Annotated in this window: 19 protein-coding genes; 5 read left to right on the top strand and 14 right to left on the bottom strand. The window is 70.5% G+C overall.

The genetic code is table 11. The features are described from left to right. Positions 1-184: 184 nt before the first annotated feature. The 12 genes from HOV91_RS23880 to HOV91_RS23825 are packed head-to-tail and all read right to left on the bottom strand — an operon-like array spanning position 185 to position 12,024. On the bottom strand, positions 185-925 hold the full coding sequence (locus HOV91_RS23880; RefSeq protein ID WP_174187635.1) for an oxygenase MpaB family protein: 741 nt from the start codon (positions 923-925) through the stop codon (positions 185-187). After that, positions 922-3,114 (bottom strand): MMPL family transporter, encoded by a 2,193-nt coding sequence (locus tag HOV91_RS23875; protein ID WP_174187634.1) that lies wholly within the window; start codon positions 3,112-3,114, stop codon positions 922-924. The genes HOV91_RS23880 and HOV91_RS23875 overlap by 4 nt, the downstream gene beginning before the upstream one ends. Continuing rightward, the gene (locus HOV91_RS23870) at positions 3,111-3,725 is read right to left on the bottom strand and encodes a hypothetical protein (protein ID WP_174187633.1); all 615 of its coding nucleotides are present in this window, start codon (positions 3,723-3,725) and stop codon (positions 3,111-3,113) included. The genes HOV91_RS23875 and HOV91_RS23870 overlap by 4 nt, the downstream gene beginning before the upstream one ends. 21 nt (positions 3,726-3,746) lie before the next feature. Then, positions 3,747-4,931: a nitroreductase family protein gene (locus tag HOV91_RS23865; RefSeq protein WP_174187632.1), complete on the bottom strand. Its 1,185-nt coding sequence runs from the start codon at positions 4,929-4,931 to the stop codon at positions 3,747-3,749. A 1-nt stretch (position 4,932) separates the two neighbouring features. After that, positions 4,933-5,643: a class II aldolase/adducin family protein gene (locus tag HOV91_RS23860; RefSeq protein WP_174187631.1), complete on the bottom strand. Its 711-nt coding sequence runs from the start codon at positions 5,641-5,643 to the stop codon at positions 4,933-4,935. A gap of 7 nt (positions 5,644-5,650) precedes the next feature. After that, a complete protein-coding gene (locus tag HOV91_RS23855) occupies positions 5,651-6,832 on the bottom strand; it encodes an acyl-CoA dehydrogenase family protein (RefSeq protein ID WP_174187630.1) in 1,182 nt (393 codons plus the stop codon). Beyond that, positions 6,829-7,524 (bottom strand): dihydrodipicolinate reductase C-terminal domain-containing protein, encoded by a 696-nt coding sequence (locus HOV91_RS23850; protein WP_174187629.1) that lies wholly within the window; start codon positions 7,522-7,524, stop codon positions 6,829-6,831. The genes HOV91_RS23855 and HOV91_RS23850 overlap by 4 nt, the downstream gene beginning before the upstream one ends. Further along, the gene (locus tag HOV91_RS23845) at positions 7,508-7,777 is read right to left on the bottom strand and encodes an acyl carrier protein (protein ID WP_174187628.1); all 270 of its coding nucleotides are present in this window, start codon (positions 7,775-7,777) and stop codon (positions 7,508-7,510) included. Before HOV91_RS23845 ends, HOV91_RS23850 begins: the two co-directional genes overlap by 17 nt. Continuing rightward, positions 7,777-9,258 carry a class I adenylate-forming enzyme family protein gene (locus HOV91_RS23840; protein ID WP_174187627.1) on the bottom strand — a complete coding sequence of 494 codons (1,482 nt, stop codon included), beginning with the start codon at positions 9,256-9,258 and terminating at the stop codon, positions 7,777-7,779. The genes HOV91_RS23845 and HOV91_RS23840 overlap by 1 nt, the downstream gene beginning before the upstream one ends. Then, positions 9,255-9,713: an SRPBCC family protein gene (locus HOV91_RS23835; protein ID WP_174187626.1), complete on the bottom strand. Its 459-nt coding sequence runs from the start codon at positions 9,711-9,713 to the stop codon at positions 9,255-9,257. The genes HOV91_RS23840 and HOV91_RS23835 overlap by 4 nt, the downstream gene beginning before the upstream one ends. Beyond that, on the bottom strand, positions 9,713-10,765 hold the full coding sequence (locus tag HOV91_RS23830; RefSeq protein WP_174187625.1) for an SDR family oxidoreductase: 1,053 nt from the start codon (positions 10,763-10,765) through the stop codon (positions 9,713-9,715). Before HOV91_RS23830 ends, HOV91_RS23835 begins: the two co-directional genes overlap by 1 nt. A 20-nt stretch (positions 10,766-10,785) precedes the next feature. Continuing rightward, positions 10,786-12,024 (bottom strand): aspartate aminotransferase family protein, encoded by a 1,239-nt coding sequence (locus HOV91_RS23825; protein WP_174187624.1) that lies wholly within the window; start codon positions 12,022-12,024, stop codon positions 10,786-10,788. 334 nt (positions 12,025-12,358) lie between these two features. Between HOV91_RS23825 and HOV91_RS23820 the strand changes: the two genes are divergently transcribed. From HOV91_RS23820 to HOV91_RS23805, 4 genes are all read left to right on the top strand, one after another. Continuing rightward, the gene (locus HOV91_RS23820) at positions 12,359-13,486 is read left to right on the top strand and encodes a TIGR03364 family FAD-dependent oxidoreductase (RefSeq protein ID WP_174187623.1); all 1,128 of its coding nucleotides are present in this window, start codon (positions 12,359-12,361) and stop codon (positions 13,484-13,486) included. A gap of 554 nt (positions 13,487-14,040) precedes the next feature. Next, complete coding sequence (locus tag HOV91_RS23815; protein WP_174187622.1) at positions 14,041-14,235, top strand: hypothetical protein; 195 nt, start codon at positions 14,041-14,043, stop codon at positions 14,233-14,235. A gap of 229 nt (positions 14,236-14,464) precedes the next feature. After that, positions 14,465-15,436 carry a DUF5996 family protein gene (locus HOV91_RS23810; RefSeq protein WP_174187621.1) on the top strand — a complete coding sequence of 324 codons (972 nt, stop codon included), beginning with the start codon at positions 14,465-14,467 and terminating at the stop codon, positions 15,434-15,436. Between the two features lie 351 nt (positions 15,437-15,787). Beyond that, a complete protein-coding gene (locus HOV91_RS23805; RefSeq protein ID WP_174187620.1) occupies positions 15,788-16,015 on the top strand; it encodes a hypothetical protein in 228 nt (75 codons plus the stop codon). Between the two features lie 58 nt (positions 16,016-16,073). Here the strand turns inward: HOV91_RS23805 and HOV91_RS23800 are convergent, their stop codons facing one another. After that, positions 16,074-16,625, bottom strand: a complete 552-nt coding sequence (locus HOV91_RS23800; protein WP_174187619.1) for a dihydrofolate reductase family protein — start codon at positions 16,623-16,625, stop codon at positions 16,074-16,076. Positions 16,626-16,759: 134 nt separating this feature from the next. Next, complete coding sequence (locus tag HOV91_RS23795) at positions 16,760-17,347, bottom strand: NADPH-dependent FMN reductase (RefSeq protein WP_174187618.1); 588 nt, start codon at positions 17,345-17,347, stop codon at positions 16,760-16,762. A gap of 217 nt (positions 17,348-17,564) precedes the next feature. Between HOV91_RS23795 and HOV91_RS23790 the strand changes: the two genes are divergently transcribed. Next, a partial coding sequence (locus tag HOV91_RS23790; RefSeq protein ID WP_174187617.1) for an AfsR/SARP family transcriptional regulator occupies positions 17,565-18,465 on the top strand: 901 nt, incomplete at its 3' end.

Here is an 18,465-nt window from a genome sequence, read left to right as displayed (position 1 = left end):
ACGTACATTCCGGAAGTTGAGAACAAAACGACGGGGTGCGACAGTTCGTCTCGAAGTACTTCAACCTGACGACTTGCAGCGAATCCGGCCTTCACTGCTGGTCCACCAGCGATCCCGAACGCACCTCAGGAGGAACAAGTTACTCTCCGGTCACACGACAGCCGGGCGGCTCGCGGAATGCGCGTCAGGGCCGAGCCGCGGGCACCAATCGGGCTCGCGGGGTCAATGCGCGCATGCCGGTCTTCACGACATTCGCGTAAGCGGCCGCGGCCGCCCGATCCGTGGGCCGGACAGGAATCCGCAGCAGCTCCCGAGTTCGCTCGTGCAGCAACGTCCGCACCGCGAAGTCCGGCAGTGCCCGCGGCACCCAGGCGTCGGGGCGCAGCAGTTCCGGCGCGAGCTTGCCGCTGTCCGGGGTGACGGCGAGTTCGGTGGCGCAGGTCGCTTTCAGGTAATCGTTGAAGTCCGCCCAGGTCCGCGGCATGTGCCGCGCGGAGATCCCGTACCGCCGATACCACTCGCAGCACTCCCCGTAGAGCGTCTTCTTCTCGGCGAGGTCAAGGGGGCGGTCGAAGGTTTCGATCGACGCGTACAGGGTGTCGACGTACGTCGCGTGCTGGAAGAAGAACAGCTCGGGGGTCAGGCCGCTGTAGCGCTTGCCCCGGCTGTCGACGCCGTGCACCAGCCCGTGCCCGTACAGGATCGCCGGATGCGGATCGCACAGCGTGTACGCGAGGTAGATCATCCGCGACACGGTCCGCTTCTTGTGCGCCCACAAACTGCTCGGCGCGTGCGCGACGATGGCCGCCGCGACAGCCGGATGCAGGATCTGCAACCCGACCGCGCGGGGCAAGGTCAGGGCGAAGCGGCGGTCCCCGAGGTAGCGGCCGAGAAGGGAATCGCGGTCCACCGGAGCGCTTTTCATTCGCGCAGCCTCGCCCGGGCGAGCACCGGGGCCAGCCACCGCGGGGTCCACCAGTTGGCGGTGCCCGCTATCCGCATCGCGGCGGGGACGAGGATGGTGCGGACCAGCACGGCATCGAGGATGACGGCCAGGGCCAGGCCGACGCCCAGGGCGCGCATGATCGACACTTCGCTGGTGGCGATGCCCACGAAGACGACCGCCATGAGCAGCGCGGCGGCGGTGACGACACGGCCGGAGCGGGCCGAGCCGACGGCTACGGCGGTGTCGACGTCGCCGCGGGTGCGCGGAGAGCGCTCCCATTCCTCGGTGAAGCGGGACAGCAAGAACACCTCGTAGTCCATGGACAGCCCGAAGGCTACGCAGAACAGCAGCACGGGGACCGTGGCGACGGTGTAGCCGGTGGCCGTCGTCCCCAGGCCGGCGAGATGGCCCTCCTGGAAGACCCACACCAGTGCGCCGAACGTGGCAGACAGCGAAAGGGTGTTCAGGACAAGCGCTTTCACCGGCAACACGATGCTGCCGGTGAGCAGGAACAGCAGGATGACCGTGGTCACCACGATCCACAGCAGCGCGATCGCGAAGCCGCGGGAGATGCCTGCCGAAGTGTCGGCCGTCTGCTGCGCCAGTCCGCCGACGAGGATGTCGCCGGGCGCGTCGACGGCGCGGATCGCGTCGAGTTGGCCGCGGCCCGCATCGGAATACGGGTTCAGGGTCGTCGCGACGGTCAGGTGCGCGGAGCCGTCGGACCCGACGACCCCGATGGCCGGCCCGGCCGCCGATCCCGCCACGTAGACGCCTGCGGTGCCGGTGACCGCGGTGACCTCGGGAACGCGCGACAAGCGCGCGGCGTACTCGCCGAGCCGCTCGGCCGGTGCGCCGGTGACGACGACGTGCACGGTGCCGGTGATGTTCTGGTCGAACCCGTCCCGGATTCGGTCACCGACCGCGCGCGATTGCGCCTCGGTGGAGAGCACCCGGTCGTCGGGCAGACCGACCCGCAGGTCCAGGACCGGCGAGCCGGCCAGCAGCAGCACCGCCAGCACGGGCAGCGCGGCCAGCAGCGGACGCCGCTGCACCGCGCGCGCGATGCGGTAGAGCCGGGTGGTCTCGGCCGGGGCGGCCTCACGCTGCGGTTTGCGGTTCATGCGCGGGCCGAACAGGGCCAGCAGCGCGGGCACACAGGTGATCGCCAGCACGATGGACAGCACGACGACGGCGACACCCGCGTAGCCGATCGACCGCAGGAACGCCATCGGGAACACCCACAGGCCGATCAGCGCGGTGCCGACGATCACACCGGAGAACACGACCGCGCGGCCGCCGTGCCGCATGGCCGAGGACAGGGCCTGCTCGTGCGACAGGCCGCGACTGATCTCCTCCCGGTAGCGGCCGATCAGCAACAGCGAGTAGTCGATGGCCAGCGCCAGACCGAGCGCGGTGGTGACGTTCAGCGCGAAGACCGACAACTCGGTCAGGAGCGTGAGTACGAACAGCACGCCGGTCGTGCCGACGATCGCGAGCACGCCCACCACCACCGGCACGGCGGCGGCGATGACGCTGCGCAGGAACAACACCAGCAGCAGGAAGGTCAACGGCACGGCGATCCCCTCGGCGAGCACGAGGTCGCGGGAAGCGGCTGCGTTGATCTCATCGAACGCCATCGCCTGGCCGCCCGCGCGCACGAGGACGCCGTCGCGTTCGCCGGTGTGACGTTCGGCCAGCTCGCGGGCGGCACGCTGGGCGGTGTCGTCGTCGCCGTCCAAGCCCGCGATCACCAGGCCGGTGCGGTGGTCACGGCTGACGAGCGCGGCGCCGGCGGGTTCGGTCCAGGACGTCACGGTGCTCACCCGGTCGTCCTGCCGCAGGTCGGCGCCGATCCGTTCGGCGACCGCGCGTGCCGCGGGCGCGCTGGCGCCGCCGGGTGCGTCGACGGCGAAGATCAGCTGCATGTGCGCGACGCCGTGTTCGGCGGCCAGCACGTTCGCGGCATGCGAGGATTCGGCGTCCGGGTCGACGAAGCCGCCCGAGGTCAGCCGGTCGGTGACGAGCGAGCCCAGCATGCCGAAGACGACGAAGGCGATGCCCGCGACGGCGAGCACCACTCTGGGCGCTCGCGCGCACGCTCCGGTGATGCGGACCAGTACTCCGTTGTCCCCGGTCTCGGTGCCGGGAGTGCCGGTGGACGTCATTTCCCCTCCACGGCGGGCAGCCACCAGACGGGCGTGACCTTGTGCCCGGCTCCGATCTCGATCGGCGGATGCGATTGCCAGCCCAGGATCTCGCACATCTGCACCACGTCCCGGGACTTGGCTTCCCCGTAGCCGGGCAGGCCCTTGGCCCGCGCCACCCGCATGACGCGCTTGAGCAGCGCCGCGCCGCCGCCGAGCGTCCTGGCACCGACGTACCAGAAGTAGAAGTGGGGTTCGGTCGGATGGGCGGCTTCCACCTTGGCCAGCATCCGCGCCATCAGCACGGTGCGCGGCAGGCCGAGCAGCGCGATGGCGGGCAACCGGAACAGCCACACCCACAGCGGGAACCGGGGACCGGTGCGCTCGTACGCGATGAGCACGGCTGCGGGCTGCTGGTCGGCGCCGAAAGTGGCCTGCAGGTAGCCGCCGAGGCGCGCGCAGATCTCCACCTCGGCCCGGAAGAACCAGTACAGCGCCTTCGCCGCGCGGCTCGGCCGCTTCGGGCGCACGTCCCGCCAGATCGCGTCGTCGGCGAAGGCGTCGGCCAGCACCCGCGCGGCGGCGGCCCGCTGATGCTTGGCGACGTTCGACGGCATCGTCACGGTCGTCATCTCAACCTTTCTGGTCACGGTTCACCCGTGGGCGCCCTGGTAGAGGGCATCGAATTTCTCCCCGCCCACCGGCCTGCCGAGGGCGGTCAGATACAGGGTCTGGCGTCCGGCGGGCAGGGCCCGGTTCCAGTACTCGGGCGCGAGTCCCCCGACTCCCGTGACGCCCGCACCGTGCCGGGCGGCGACGAGGTAGAGCACCTGTCCGACGACTCCGGCGCCGAGCAGCAACGCTTGGCGGCCTGCGTCGATGGTCGAGTCGTCTTCGCTGGCGGGAGCGCTGAAGACGACGAACGCCTCCGCGCCGAGCAGATGCTCCTGTCCGGCCAGACCGGTCAGCAGGTCGCCGGCGGGCAACGCCGCCCCGGCGGACAATTCGCCCACCAGATGCACCGTCGGCATCGGCAATCCCAAGCGGTTCAGGGCGGCCGCGGCGATCTCGAGCGCGCCCTCGACGACGGTGTCGAGGTCGTAGCCGGGCGGGGCGCCGGTGCCGAAGGCCGCCGCCGAGCGGCGGATCGGGATGAACCGGGCGAGATTGCCGGGCAACTCGCCCGCGCGGTCGAAGAACACCGGCTGCGGTGGGCCCGGCGGGCGCAGGCGGTCGGCCCACTGCTCGAACTCGTTGCGGCCCATCTGCACTCGCGGCATCGAGGTGGTGACCAGCCGCCAGCCGTCGGCCTCCCCGTCGTGCGGGACGAACGCGCGGACCAGTCCCGCGGCGAGCACATCGCCCGCCGCACCACCGGGGCCGGTACCCGGCAAACCGTCGGTGAAGCGGTCGGCCGCGCTGTCCTCGCGGTCGAGCAGCGCGAGGGAGAACAGGGCGTGACCGGCGTCGATCAAGTGGTAGAGGTAGCCGCGCGCGCCGTATTTGCGCATGGACAGCCAGGGTCGCCCGACCAGCAGGCACAGGTAATCGTCGGCGTCGGTGGTGAAATCGGTGTCGGCGCGCACCACCAACTGCTTGCGGGCCGGGTCCAGCAACGCGATCGCACCGGTATCCGGCGCCGCCAGCAGGATCTCGTAGGGGTAGGTCGCCCCGGCGGAGGGCACGAAACGGGATCCGTCGCGGCGGCGACCGATCAAGCGGTCCACGTGGCCGACCGCGCCTGCCACCGGACCGGTGAGCGGTTCGATGCCCACGGTCTGCGGCAGCGGAGGATGGATCACATCGCCCCAGGCCAGGCCGACTCCGGCTATCTGCACGTCAGCTCCATTCCGCGGTCTCCGGGTGCGCGCGGTGCACCCGTCTGCGGGTGTGCTCCCAGTAGGAGCGCACCGAGAGGTCGGCGAAGATGTAGTCGCGCTTGGCGGCGACATCGAGGGCGTTCGAGGTCGAGAACGGCCGGGCGCTGGCCAGCGCGTCCAGTTGGAGCCGGCAGGCGCGTTCGAGCATCAGCGCGAAGACCACCGCGTGGCGCACGCTGCGGCCGACGACGACGCTGCCGTGGTTGACCAGGAACACCCCGACGCCGTCGTCGAGGGTCTCGGCGATCGCGGCGCCGACGTCGAGGGTGAGCACGGTGTTGCTGGTGTCGTGGAAGCGATGCACCTCGCCGCCGAGCAGCGCGCCCTCGTGGCTGAGCGGCGCCAGCTCGGCGTCGAGGGCGCCGAACACCAGGCTCGCCGGGGCGTGGCTGTGCACGATGCCCGCGACGTCCGGGCGAGCGGCGTAGATCGCCTGGTGCAGGGGAAGTTCCGGCGGCGCCTGCGGGTCCGGCGGCTCGGCGGCGTCGACCGCGGCGTCGACGAAATCGGCGGGAGCGGCCTCGTCGAAGCCGACCAGCGCGCCCTTGATGGCGAAGCGATCCTGTCCCGGCCTGCGGACCGAGATCTGGCCCTGGTTGAAGTCGTCGTGGCCCCCGGACGACAGTGCTCGCGCACCGATCGCCGCCTGGATCACCAATGCGGAAGTCATAGTGTCCTCATAGTCGTGCCGCGATGGCGTTGCGCTGGATCTGGTTGGTGCCCTGGATGATCTGCAGGAGTTTGGCCTCGCGCATCCACCGCTCCGCCGCCTCGCCGGGCAGGTAGGCCGAAGCCCCGAGGATCTGGACGGCGTCGGTGGTCACCCGCATGGCGGTGTCGGTGGCGAACAGTTTCGCCTGGGCGGCCAGCAGCCCCGCCTCGGGTCCGCCCCCGTCGATCTCCGCACACGCGCGGTAGAGCAACTGGCGAGCGGCGGCGAGCTGGGTGGCCATGTCGGCGAGCAGGTGCCCGACGGCTTGGTGGCGGATGATGGGCACCCCGAACTGGATTCGGGTCTTCGCGTAGGCGGTGGCCCGGCGCAGCGCCGCCTCGGACAGCCCCACCGCGCACGCCGCCAAGCCGACGCGGCCCTGGGTGAACATGTCGTCGGCCACCCGCGCGCCGCGGTTCACCCGGCCGAGCACGCGATCGGCGGGTACCTCGGCCCCGTCGAAGACGATGTCGGCGCTGGGCAGCGCGGCGGCGCTGTGCTTCCTCGCCGCGGGCGCGACGGTGACACCGGAGGTCGCGGCGTCGACGGCGAAGCAGGTCAGGCCGCCGAGTCCGGCGTCACTGGTGCGCGCGTAGACGACGAACACGCCGGCCACCGGCGCGTGCCCGGCCCAGGTCTTGGTACCGAGCAGGCGAAACCCGCCGTCGGTCCGTTCGGCTCCGAGTTCGATGGCGGACATGTCGGATCCGGCCGCGGGCTCGCTCACACAGTTGGCCCCCACCATCCGGCCGGTGACCAGCTCCGGCACGAGCGCGGCCCGCGCCTGCGGCCGACCGTGCCGGGCGATGGTGCGGGCGACCAAGGTCTGCAGATGCACCGATTCGGCGAGTGCGAGCCATTTCTCGGCGATGACCTCGACGTTCGCGCAGAACTCGCGCACCGCTCCCGGTTCCTCCGCGATCACCCGCTCGGCCGGGACAGTCGCCATGATCCGGCCGAACAGCTCAGCGGGGAAGCGGCCCGCGCGCTCGTGCTCGGTCACGGTCTCGGCGCAACCGTCGAGCAGTTCGCGCAAACGGTCCATCCGCGCCGCCGTCGCCGATTCCGAAGCGCTCGCGCCCTGCGCGGGGTCCGGCGCGCCGACGCCTCGGCGCTGCACCTCCACTCCCCCGGCCGCCCCGCTCATGTCGCCGCTCCCGCGAGTTCGGCGAATGCCTCGGCCGCCGTATACCGGCCGGGGGCGGCTCGTTCCAGCCACGCCGCGAGCGACAGCGCTGCGGCGGCGGGGCCGCGCAGGTCACGGACGCGGTGGCTGAGTTCCCAGCTCTCCCCCACCGCCGTGATCACCACCTGGTGGTCGCTGACCGGCGGGCCGTAGCGCTGCGCGAGGACCGTGGCGCCTTCCGGCAGCAGGGCGGCCAGGTTCCGCGCGGTGGCCGAGGGCGCGTCGAGCTTGGTGGTGGGATGACGGTCGAGGACCGCGAACTCCGCGTCCGGCACCAGCGCGGCGGCCAAGCCCGCCGCGAGTTCGGTGGCCCGGGCCTGCAACCAGTGCAGGGGACTCAGGTTGGCCGCGATCATGACCGGAATCTCCTGCGCGAGTTCGGCGAACGTCGCTTCGGCGGTGTCGGGCCGCCCGGACACGCACGACAGCAACGCCGCCCCGGTCCGCGCGCAGTAGGCGGCGACCGCGTCGAGCGCGGCAGGTCTGCTGGCGTCGATCACCACGCCCGGCATTCCGGCGCCGACCGTCCATCCGGCGGAGTCGGCGACGGTCAGCACCGGCACACCGGCCGCCGCGCAGGCGGCCACCACCGCCCGGCCGAGGCGGCCGGTGGCGCCGACCACCGCGACCGGGTGGTCAGGCGTCCTCGACACCCTGGTTCCTCAGGTAGGCCACGATCGCGGTGACCGTGCGCAGGTGGTCGAGATCGTTCTCCAGATCGATCTCCACGCCGTAGCGGATCTCCAGCGCGTCGACCAGGCGCAGGAACGCCAGCGAGGTCATCCCCGCGTCGGCGAACGTCTGCTCGGAGCGCTGCGCGGTATCGGCGTCGACCGTTCCGTCGGTCGCGGTGGCCACCAGATCGGCGACCGTCTTCGTGAGCGAATCCGCCATTACCTCGGACATCAGCGGCCTCCCGTGACCGGTTGCTGGAATGTGTGCATGAGCAGCTCGCGCACCGCCGACGCCTTGACCTTGCCGGTGGCGCCGCGGGGCAGTTCCCCGACGGTGACGAGCACCTCGGGCACCTTGTAGTCGGCGAGGCGTTCGCGCAGGAATCCGCGCAGCCGCGCCGCGTCGAGCGGGGCGCGGGTCTGCGCGGCGGCGCCCACGCAGGCGCGGCCGCTCGGCGTGGTCAGCGCGAGCACCCGGCAGTCGATCACGTCGGGGTGCGCGAGGATGGCGTCGCTCACCGATTCGACGGTGAACTTGCGTCCGCCGATGTCCAGCACCGGCTGGGCACGGCCGCCGAGGAAGAGTTCGCCGTCCACCACCGAACCGGTGTCGGAGGTGACGTAGCTACCGTCGGCGGCGATCGCGCGCTCGAATTCCCCCGGGTAGTTCAGGTACCGGGTGCCCATCGAAGCCGTGCGCACGTGCAGCACCTCCACGCCGTCCGCGCCGGGGCGGGAGTCCACGGTGACGCCGGGCAGCAACATGCCGTTCCCTTCGGGCCTGCTGCCGTCGGCGAAGGTGACGGGCCCGGTCTCGGCGATGCCGTAGTAGTCCGAGATCGGGCCCGACAGCGCCGTCACGTGCGCCGCGACCGCGGCGGGCAGCGGCGCCGCCGACGACAGCCGCAACCGGAGGCCGCGCAACGCTTCCCGCGCCTGCTCCGGCAGAGCGGAGTCCGCATAGTCGGTGAGCCGCTCGTAGGCGGCGGGAAAGGCCACCAGGATGCTGGGACGCAGCGTCGTGACGTGGCGCACGATCGCACCGCCACTGGGCATGCCGCCGGGCAGGGCCAGGCTCGCGCCGGTCAGCAGGCTGGGCATCAGCGTCGTGTTGAAGGCCAGGCCGTTGTAGAGGCCCGCGAAGCACAGACTCAGGTCCGCACGCGTCAATTCGGCTGCGCGGGACCAGGTTTCCGCCGCCGCGAGCACGGCGCGTGCGGAGAATTCGATGCAGGCGGGGGCCCGGGTGGACCCGGAGGTCAGCCGTCCCAGCTCGGTTTCCGGCGCGAGCGCGGGACGCTCACCGGTGCGTCCGGTCGCCACCGCCACCGACCGGTCGTCGAGCGTCACCGATCCGGTGGAATCTCCGTCGGTGGGGGCGTGCACCACGGCATCGATGCCGCAGCCCCGGACCAGCGTGTCGATCTCGGCCCGCCCCAGGCTCGGGTCGGCCAGGATGGGCAGGTCCGCACGCGACCACACGGCCAGCAGGGTGGCGATGTAGTCGGGGTGATTGCCCAGCGTCAGCAGGATCCGACTGCCGCCGCGCGGGGCGACGCGGTCGAGGAGCTCGGCGCGGCGGGCGGCGGCCACGCGCAGGTCGGCGAAAGTGCGGGTCTCCCGCAGGGTGAGCACCCTGGCATCGGGTGCGGCGTCCATCGCGGCGGCGACCGCCTCGTACAGCCGGGTCGGCCGCGCACCGTCGGCGCTCATGCCTGCCCGCCGAATTCGATATCCGGACCGAACAAGCCGCGCAGGATCTCGGTCGTGTTGGTGCGCAGGGCTCGTTCGGCCAGCGGATCGAGCATGTCGGCCAGCGACGGGATGCCGAGGTCGACGACGGCGTCGAACCGCACCGTCACCGCGTCGTCGTCCGTCGTCACCTGCCAAGCGCCGTCGAATCGCGCCAGGTCACCCGTGATCTGCTCGAACGACAGGACGCGCGCGACCTCGTCGACGACATCGCGTTCGGTCCACTGCAGCAGCCCGTTGCGGAACCACACCGACCAGCTGCTCACCTGGGTGCCGTGCGGGTCGACGTCGAGGGTGATGTCCCGGACGACCTCGGCGTGCTCGGCGTAGGAGGGAAAGTCGCGCAGGCGCGCGAACACCGCGTCCGGATCGACATCGCGCACGGTCGCCCGCACCGCCACGGTACGCTCGGCCATCAGACCATCACCTCGCTGCGCCCGTGCGCGGCAGTGCGCGCGCAGGCCATGTTCTCGCGGGCGATCACCGTGCGGTAGGTGATGCGCATGACCTCTTCCGCGTCTTCCGCCGAATACGCCTGCGGCGCACCGGGGATCGCACCCAGCGAGGTGGGCATCGGATCGGGCTGGAACAGCGCGGCCAGGGTGGTCATCAAATTCGCCATCTTCGTCTTCTCGGCGGGTCGCAGGTCGTCGAAGAACGCGGGTTTGAGCAGCCGCTGGAAGATCTCGGGATCGACGCGGCGCGGACTGCGATGCGGCAGACCGTATTCCGCGGCGATCTCGTCGAAGATCTCGAGCAGGCGGTGGGCGGTGATCGCGGTGGGGCCGATGGTGGCCCACGCGACCTCCGGCGCGTCCTGCGCGTCGGCCACCGCGGCGATCATCCCGGCTACCACGTCACACGGCACCAAGTCGTAGCGCGCCTGGGCCGCGCACAGGAACAGCGGCACCGATCCGCGCAGCATCGCGCGCGAGATGCTGTGCACACCCTGATATTCGGTGATCGCGCCGGTCTTCGAGTGACCACCGATCGCAGAGGGGCGGACGATGGTGTAAAGGAGGCCGCTACCGCGGACCGCCGCCTCCCCGGCCCGTTTGGCGGCGAGGTATTCGCCCGGACGCAGGGTGGCGTGGCCGCCGGTGACGTCCTCGGGCGGATCGAGTTCGACGAACGCGGTGCTGACGTGCACCACACGCGCCGAGGCACGTGCCGCCAGATCCAGCACCCGCTGGGTGCCGGTGACGTTCACGGTGTGCAATTTCTCGGTCCCCGCGGCGAAATCGACGCTCGCCGCGCAGTGCACGACGAGATCGAGTCCGTCGAGCACCATCTCGGTGTCTCCGGCGTCGAGCCCGAGTCCCGGCGCGGTGATGTCGCCGCGCACCACGGCCGAGGCGTGCGCGACGGGACGGCTGTGGGTGAGCGCCACGACCTCGTGCCGGGCGCTGAGCATCCGCATCAGCGGTACTCCGACGACACCGGCGCCGCCGGTGACGAAGATCTTCACGACTTCTCCTCGCAGAAAGGTCAGTTCGCGTGGGCCGCCAGGCGCACGCAAGCTTTGTCGAATGCCTCCAGCAGCCATGCCTCGTCGAGTGGCTGCAGGGTGGCCGGTGGGGTCAGGCGCAGCACCGGGCCCGCGTTGAGCGAGTGGTTGACGATCACCCGGGCGTCGAGCATTTCCAGCAGGAATTCGCCCGCCAGTCCGGCGTCGGCGAACTCGAGGCCGAAAAGCGTGCCGGCGCCCCGGATGTCGACGAGCTGACGCGGGCAGGTGCGGTCACGGATCTCGGTGAGGGCGGTGTGCAGCCGGGCCCCGATGCGCGCCGAGGCGCCCACCAGGTCCTCCTCGCGCAGCACCGCCAGCGTCGCCGCCGCGGCGGCCATGCCGAGCGGGGCCGCGGAGAAGGTGGAGGTGTGCAGGCACAGATCGGCGTCGAAGGCCGCGTACGCCTGCTCGGTGGCGATCGCGGCGGAGACCGGCAGCACGCCGCCGCCGAGGCTCTTGCCGACCAGCAGCACGTCGGGGGTGATCCGCTCGATCTCGCCGCGCCACCAGGTGCCGGTCCGGCCGAGCCCGGTCATGATCTCGTCGAGGACCAGCATCGCCCCGCGTTCGCGGCACAGCCGCTGCACCTGTGCCAGGTATCCGGCGGGCGGCACGATCACCCCGCCTTCGCCCTGGATCGGTTCGAGCACCACGCAGGCGTCCGAACCGTCGCGGCCGAGCGCCTCCTCCAGTGCGGTGGCGTCACCGTAGGGGACCCGGGACGCACCGTGCAGCAGCCCGCGGAACGGTCCCTGGTAGGTGTCGTTGGCGGTCAGCGACAGCGCTCCGAGGGTCTTGCCGTGGTAGCCGCCCGCGGCCCCGATCAGCCGGGTCCGTCCTTGGATCGCGGCCATCTTCAGCGCCGCCTCGGTGGCCTCGGTACCCGCGCCCGCGAAGTAGACCTTGGTCAGTCCCGCCGGAGCGACTTCGGCCAAGGCCGCCGCCGCGCCCGCCGCCGCTGCTTCGAGCAGGCCGCGGGTGCCGACCGGATGACGGTTCAGTTGCTCGGTCACCGCGTCCACCACCCGAGGGTGGCGGGCGCCGAGCAGGAACACGCCGTAGCCACCGCAGTTCAGGAATTCGCGACCGTCGGTGGTCCACAGGCGCGCGCCCTCGGAGCGATGCTCCACCAGCCCACCGAGCAGGCTGCCCAGCTGCGCCCGCGCCCGGCCGAGATGCCGCCGGGTATTTTCCAGAACCACGAATTCCGTTGTCATACAACACTTTCCGGGTCATAATGTGGGCACCCACCAGCACCCCCTGAGGACATGAGAGACCCTAAGTTTCATTCTCTCAAAGCGTCAACTCGAACGCGGCCGTCCGCGACATGAACGGTCGACCATAAAGGTCTGGAGCTGCCGGGTTCCCGCCCGATGTGGCATGGCCCACAACCGCAGGTCACAGCAAAGTTCGCGCCGGCGCGGGCGACCGGTCGCCCTGGCGGAGCCGAGGGAGGCGATCCGATCGCCGCCATACCGCGGCCGCCGCGTTAACCTGGCGTTCGCCCGAGAACCGTTGATCAGCCGAGGCCCGTTGTCGATCCTTGGAACCATGCGATTGGTGATCATCGGAGGCGGCATCCTGGGCACCACGCACGCGTCGGCTGCGATCCGCCGCGGACACGAAGTAGTGCAGTTGGAACGGGAACCGGAGCCCCGCGGCGCGACCGTGCGCGACTTCGGCCTGATCTGGGTGTCCGGGCGGTCGGCCACGGAACTCGAACTCGCCCTGCGCGCGCGGATGTCGTGGCAGGAGCTCGGCGGGAAGGTGCCCGGCGTCGGATTCCGGCCCGTGGGCTCGCTCACCCTGGTGCACACCGCCGATGAGCTGGCGGTCGCCGAGGCCGCGGCGGCCGGCGCCGAGGCCGAGGCGCGCGGCTTCGAACTACTCGACCCCGAGCGGGTGCGCGCCGTCAACCCCGCGCTACGCGGCAAATTCCGCGCCGGACTGCACTGTTCGACCGACGCCGTCATCGAGCCACGACAGCTGCTGCCCGCGTTGCGCGCCTACCTCACCGCTAGCGATCGCTACACCTTCCATCCCGGCGTCGAGGCGCGGGCGGTCACCGACACCGGTTCCGGCGCGCGGGTGCGCGACGACCAGGACCGGGTCTTCGACGCCGACCTGGTGCTCGTCTGCCCCGGCGCCGCGCACACCGGCCTGACCAGGGAACTGGCCGGAACGCTTCCGGTGCGGCGGGTCCGGCGGCAGATGATGCAAACCGCCTCGTTGGGCGAACCGCTCACCACGGCCGTCGCCGACGGCGACACATTCCGCTACTACCCCGGCTTCGCGGGCCCCGAAGTGGACGCGCTGAACCGGGAGCAGTCGCAGACCGCGACAGCCGCCGAGCACAAGATGCGACTGCTGTGCGTGCAGCGCCTGCACGGCGGTTTGACCATCGGCGACACCCACGAATACACCGAGCCGTTCGCCTTCGACGTCGACGAGGCCCCGTACGAACACCTCACCGCTGTCGCCGAGGAGTTGCTGGGTCGCGAGCTTCCGCCGATCGCGCGGCGCTGGGCAAGCACGTACAGCCAGAGCGTCGACCCGGACGTCCCGGTCACCCGCGCCCGCGCCGACCGCCGCGTCTGGGTGATCACCGGCTCCGGGGACCGCGGCACGACCCTCGGCCCCGCCCTCGCCGAGGAGACCGCCGACCTGCTCGGCCTCTGAAGGCCCGACCGGGCCGGGTAACCGGAGCCGAGTTTCAGCGTCGCAGATCCGGGGGGATGGACATATCCCTGCTCCAGCCTTTCGGTGAAATCGTCGTCATCGCGATCGACATCAGCCGAGGCGGTGAACTCCCGTAGCTGATCCGGAAATTTCTGTCGCTATGCGTATTGCGAATGCTCGGTGAGCTCGAATCGACAGGTGAATCGCCGTTCCAGCAGGATGTCCATCACCAGGACGAGCAGTCCTTGCCCCTGGAACCGCTCCAGCGCGGCGAACACGTCCCCCGCTCGCCGAACGGCTCCGCCCGTGCAGCACCCGCACCGATCCTTCGATCAGATCCGCGATTTCGCGCATCGACATCCGAGGTTCCTGCCGCCGTCCGGTCCGCGAAATTATGCGTTACCAGACGTATCCCAAACCCGAGGGAGTCACCGTGTTGTCCCACCACAGAATTCGCGTGTCGATTCGCGCCGATAGCCCGGCGTGTAAAGAATGCTCGCAACACGAAAGCGATTGTCCGCCTGGGCATAACGAGCCATATGGAGCGGACGGGAATGACTGGAGAAATAGCGGTGGTACTGCTGTGGGTGGCAATCGTTGCCATCGTCCTGGTTCTGCTCGGCGGCGCGGCCGCGGCCATGGTGTGGGATCCGAATTCCCGCCGTGCCGCCCGGTCGGCCGACCACGGAGCCGCGCTGCCGCTACCGGGCATGGGGGCCGCGCACGAGAGTTGGCCACGGCGACACTGAAGCGTCGCCTGGCGGTCGTGCGTTCCGGCACGTCGGCCCAGCCCGCCGAAGAACCGCATCGGGAGCGCGCTCCGCAGCATTGCCAGATGATCGCTATTTGCCCGCATTAGAGCTTCCGAGCACTGCTCGCCGGGTAGTTTGAGCGTGCAGGAACGCCGCGCTGGGTCTGGATACGCCGGTGCGCGGCGTTCGGGGCACCGAGAATTCCGGAAAGAATGGAGGTGCAGCAATGACAGGAACGGACGCCGCGCCCCAACCCTGGCCCGCCTTGCGCGTCGACAGCTGGACTCCGACCCGCGAGACGCTGCATATGTGGACGCAGATCGTCGGCAAAATCAGGCTCTCGCGCGCTCCGCTGGTCAATCACTGGTGGCAGGTCACCTTCTACGTCAGCCCCAGGGGCCTGACCACCTCCGCCATTCCGCACTCGACGGGTTGTTTCGATATCGAATTCGACTTCCTCGACCACCGGCTGCACATCCGGTCCAGTGATGGCCGCACGCGCCAGGTGGCGCTCGAACCCAAGCCGGTGGCGGTGTTCTACCGGGAAACCGTGGAGGCACTGGGCGAACTCGGGATTCCGGTGCACATCCAGGCCAGGCCCAACGAGGTCGAGCCCGCCGTTCCGTTCGCCGAGGACTACGAGCACCGCTCCTATGACGCCGCGGCCGCCACCTTGTTCTGGCGGCAACTGATCGCCGCCGATCGCGTCATGCACTTGTTCCGCTCCCGTTTCCTCGGCAAGGTGAGCCCGGTGCACTTCTTCTGGGGAGCGATGGATCTCGCGTGCACCAGATTCTCCGGACGGGCCGCTCCCGAGCACCCGGGCGGCGCCCCGAACTGCGGCGACTGGGTGATGGTCGAGGGCTACTCGCACGAGCTGAGCAGTTGCGGATTCTGGCCGGGCGGCGGCGCGGAAGGCGCCTTCTACGCCTACGCGTACCCGGAGCCCGGCGGCTTCGCCGACTACCGGGTCGGCCCGGACGAAGCTTTCTACAGCAAGGAATATCGGCAGTTCCTCCTGCCGTACGAGGCAGTTCGCACTGCCGAAGCGCCCGAATCGGCGCTGCTCGAGTTCCTCGACACGACGTACGTGGCGGCCGCCGAACTCGGCCGCTGGGACCGCTCGGCCCTGGAGGCCGATCCGGGCCGCTGGAATCACAAGCGCCGAGCCCACGACGTAGGCGCAGCGCGGCAGTAGTCGGCTGAACCGGGCAAGCGCCGCGACAGTGACTGGCGCGCTCCCTCGTCTCAGCCGGGCGACGCGTCTCGGCGGACCGGCCGTCGCGGAACTCGCGCGAACCCGAGGGCCGCAGGACTGCGGATTAGATGACCTGTTCAACGGTACGTTATACAGGGGACAAGACCTACGCTCGCCGCGCAGATCTCCCCAACCCCTGCGACCAGGCCGTATGCACTACGCATCCTTCCCACCACTGGGGACATAACTACTCGGGATCGCATCACCAATCAATGTATCGTTATATGACGGCACGTTAATTGACGGGATGACACTATGGAGAACACTAGGAAGCGCGGGACAGTACGTCGAGTGGTGGCATCGGCGCTGATCGGCGGGGCGGTCGTGACGGCGGCGGCCGTCGCCGCGCCGGAATCCTTCGTCACGACGACAGCGGACCGGTACTCCCACGACCCTGCCGACAAGCGCGGCTCCGGGGTCGGCGAGCGGGCGCGCAGCAGCAACCACGGCGGTTACCGTGGACGCAACGAGCGCCCCTGCCAGTACACCCCCGAGGGGTACTGCACCGGAAGACGCTGACGGATCGGCATTACCGGACCCGCCTGGGCGGCCCGAACGGGCCGCCCTTGCGCGCGCATCAGGCCGCGGCCGGGCCGTAATCGAGATGGACGACGCCGTTGGCGTAGACCTCGTGTTCTTTGAGCGCCAGTTTGGTCGCGTCGACGCCGTCGCTCCACAGGCGCTTGCCCTTGCCGAGCGCGATCGGGTAGACGAACAGGTGCAGGTCGTCGACCAAACCGTCCGCGAGCAGCGCCCGCACCAGCGTGCCGCTACCGCTGATGTAGATGACGCCGTCGATCTCGTCTTTGAGCTTGCGGATGACCTCCGGGTCGTAAGCGCCGATGCGGGTGCTGTTGGCCCATTCCACCTGCGGCTCCCGCGCACCGACGACGTACTTCGTGGTGTCGTTGAAGAACGGCGCGCCCGGATCGTCCTCGACGGTGCGGGTCGACCACGCCGGGGCGAACATCTCGAACGTGGTGCGTCCGAGCAGGATCGCCTTCGACGCGGAAGTGATCGCCCCGAGGGTCTCGCCCATTTTCGGGTCGAATCCGTACTCGAAGGTCCAGGACGGATCCTCGTACACCCCGTCGAGTGCGATGAACTCGTGAACTGCGATGGTGCCCATGGTGTTCCTCTCATGACGTCCGGCGGTCGCCGGGGCGGCTGGTGTCGCTGCCGAGAACGACTCTGCTGGTAGCGCCTTACGATTTGTTTACGGTTGCTCCGTCGCTGGGAACGGACACCGTCCGAGCAAGCTTTCTACCGCACGAACGGCCTCTTGGCCCGTGCCTCGCGCAAAGCGCTCGCCCACCACAGCAGCTGGTCGAGCACACCGTCCACGGCCTCGTCCAATTCCGGGTCGCGGCGCGGCCAACTGCCGTCGCTCGCGTAGCGCTGCCAAGCCTTGGTGATGGTGAGGGTACGCCGGATGGGCACCGCGTTCAGTTCGCCGAAGACCGGACGCAACTGGGCGGCGGCGTGGCCGCCGTCGGCGTCGCCGCCGTACCCCACCACCGTGACGGGCTTTGCCGCCCATTCCACGTCGAACCAGTCGAGGGCATTCTTCACCGCCGCCGGGAAGCTGCGGTTGTACTCCGGAGTGACCACGACGAACGCGTCCGCGGCCGCCAGCCGTTCGCCGAGGGCGCGGACCGTCGGCGGCGCCTGCTCGTCGTGGTCGGCCAAACGGTCGGGCAACGCGGCGGTCGCGAGATCGATGCGGTCCAGGTCCACCTCACGGCGGCGGACCAGCCGCCCGGCGAACCAATCCGCCACGGTGGGACCGAAACGGCCGGCGCGCGTGCTGCCCACGATCAGCGCCACCCGCATTCGATTCGCGTCGGTCATCGCATGTCCCGCGGCGGGGTGTCGTCCGGGACGCCGGCGACCGCGGGCGTCTTCTCCCCTGGGCCTGCTTCGCGACAGGTCGGTGTAGCGGCCACTGGGGCGGTGGGCGGTTTCATCGCTGACCTCTTTTCGGGAGTTCGGGTGCACCCACTGTGGGTTCACCACCTTCCGATTTGTTTGCGGTCGCCCTCCGATACCGCTCACATAGGCTGCCCCCATGCGTTTCGGGGTGCTGGGTCCGTTGACGGTGTGGACCGATGCGGGGGCCGTGGTGCCGATTCCAGGGGCCAAGGTGCGGGCACTGCTGGCCGACCTGCTGGTCACCCCCGGCCAACCGGTGTCCGGCGACCGGCTGATCGATGACATCTGGGCCGATGACCCGCCCGGGAATCCGGCCGGCACCCTGGCCGCGAAGGCCTCGCAACTGCGCAGGGCGCTCGAAGACGCCGAACCCGGCGGCCGGGACCTGGTGATCTCCCCGCCACCCGGGTATCGGCTGGCCACCTCCGATACCGACGCGCAGGAGTTCCGCGCCTTGGTGGCGTCCGCCCGCGCGGCGACCGACACCGCCGAGCGGGTCCGGGCTCTCACGGCGGCGGTCGCTGTCTGGCGTGGCCCCGCGTTCGCCGATTTCCGCGACGCGCCCTTCGCGCAGCCCGCCATCGCCCAGCTCGAGGAACAGCGTTTGGTCGCGGTCGAGGAGCTGGCCGAGGCGCGGTTGGCACTGGGCGAGTACCGGCAGGTCGCGGGCGAGCTCACGGCGGCCGTGGCGGCCCATCCGCTGCGCGAGCGGCTGCGCGCGGCCCACCTGCGCGCACTGTACGGCGCGGGACGGCAGGCCGAGGCGCTGGACGGCTACCAGGATCTGCGCAGGCGTCTCGACGACGAACTCGGCATCGACCCGGGCCCTGAGCTGGCCGCGCTGCACCGCGCGATCCTCGCCCAGGAGCTGCCGCTCGCCGCGCCGCCACCGGAGACCGTGGTCACCCGGCGGCGCAGCTCGAACATCCCGGCGCCGCGCACCGAGCTGATCGGACGCGAGGCCGACCTCGCGCAGTTGTGCGACGCCGTCGCCACCGCGCGGCTGGTCACGCTGACCGGGCCGGGTGGGGTGGGCA

The sequence above is a fragment of the Nocardia barduliensis genome (assembly GCF_013315795.1).
In the GTDB taxonomy this organism is placed as follows: domain Bacteria; phylum Actinomycetota; class Actinomycetes; order Mycobacteriales; family Mycobacteriaceae; genus Nocardia; species Nocardia barduliensis.
The sequence above is the reverse complement of the archived record's forward strand: the minus strand, read 5'-3'. Positions and strand labels throughout refer to the sequence as shown.

What these genes read in the sequence shown, in the direction of transcription:
- HOV91_RS23880 (WP_174187635.1), bottom strand. Translation starts at nt 925, where the DNA reads ATGAAAAGCGCTCCGGTGGACCGCGATTCCCTTCTCGGCCGCTACCTC.
- HOV91_RS23875 (WP_174187634.1), bottom strand. Translation starts at nt 3,114, where the DNA reads ATGACGTCCACCGGCACTCCCGGCACCGAGACCGGGGACAACGGAGTA.
- HOV91_RS23870 (WP_174187633.1), bottom strand. Translation starts at nt 3,725, where the DNA reads ATGACGACCGTGACGATGCCGTCGAACGTCGCCAAGCATCAGCGGGCC.
- HOV91_RS23860 (WP_174187631.1), bottom strand. Translation starts at nt 5,643, where the DNA reads ATGACTTCCGCATTGGTGATCCAGGCGGCGATCGGTGCGCGAGCACTG.
- HOV91_RS23855 (WP_174187630.1), bottom strand. Translation starts at nt 6,832, where the DNA reads ATGAGCGGGGCGGCCGGGGGAGTGGAGGTGCAGCGCCGAGGCGTCGGC.
- HOV91_RS23845 (WP_174187628.1), bottom strand. Translation starts at nt 7,777, where the DNA reads ATGTCCGAGGTAATGGCGGATTCGCTCACGAAGACGGTCGCCGATCTG.
- HOV91_RS23840 (WP_174187627.1), bottom strand. Translation starts at nt 9,258, where the DNA reads ATGAGCGCCGACGGTGCGCGGCCGACCCGGCTGTACGAGGCGGTCGCC.
- HOV91_RS23835 (WP_174187626.1), bottom strand. Translation starts at nt 9,713, where the DNA reads ATGGCCGAGCGTACCGTGGCGGTGCGGGCGACCGTGCGCGATGTCGAT.
- HOV91_RS23825 (WP_174187624.1), bottom strand. Translation starts at nt 12,024, where the DNA reads ATGACAACGGAATTCGTGGTTCTGGAAAATACCCGGCGGCATCTCGGC.
- HOV91_RS23820 (WP_174187623.1), top strand. Translation starts at nt 12,359, where the DNA reads ATGCGATTGGTGATCATCGGAGGCGGCATCCTGGGCACCACGCACGCG.
- HOV91_RS23815 (WP_174187622.1), top strand. Translation starts at nt 14,041, where the DNA reads ATGACTGGAGAAATAGCGGTGGTACTGCTGTGGGTGGCAATCGTTGCC.
- HOV91_RS23810 (WP_174187621.1), top strand. Translation starts at nt 14,465, where the DNA reads ATGACAGGAACGGACGCCGCGCCCCAACCCTGGCCCGCCTTGCGCGTC.
- HOV91_RS23800 (WP_174187619.1), bottom strand. Translation starts at nt 16,625, where the DNA reads ATGGGCACCATCGCAGTTCACGAGTTCATCGCACTCGACGGGGTGTAC.
- HOV91_RS23795 (WP_174187618.1), bottom strand. Translation starts at nt 17,347, where the DNA reads ATGACCGACGCGAATCGAATGCGGGTGGCGCTGATCGTGGGCAGCACG.